This window comes from Candidatus Cryosericum odellii, assembly GCF_003570935.1.
Lineage (GTDB): Bacteria > Caldisericota > Caldisericia > Cryosericales > Cryosericaceae > Cryosericum > Cryosericum odellii.
This window is the reverse complement of record NZ_QXIU01000265.1, coordinates 1-211: the sequence shown is the minus strand read 5'-3', so window position 1 is coordinate 211 and position 211 is coordinate 1. Positions and strand designations below refer to the sequence as shown.

Sequence of the window (211 nt, the reverse complement as noted above, 5' to 3'; positions counted from 1 at the left end):
CCGGGTCCTTGAACCGTTTGGCCAGCGCCTCGCGCCCCTGCTTGTTGCGGATATGCTGCTGCCAGTCCAGGGGGTCGGATGCGGCGCCCGTCATGACAATCTTGAGCACGCCCCTGGTGTTGTCGGTATCGGCCCACACCGGGCGTAGTTTGATGATGGCGTCATACAGTTCGACGCAGATGCGCCGACTCATGCAGACGATCATGGCCTT

Annotated in this window: 1 protein-coding gene; it reads right to left on the bottom strand. The window is 62.1% G+C overall.

Translation table 11 applies throughout. The features are described from left to right. On the bottom strand, positions 1-211 hold a 211-nt coding region (locus SMC5_RS11195; RefSeq protein ID WP_207799231.1), incomplete at both ends, for a hypothetical protein.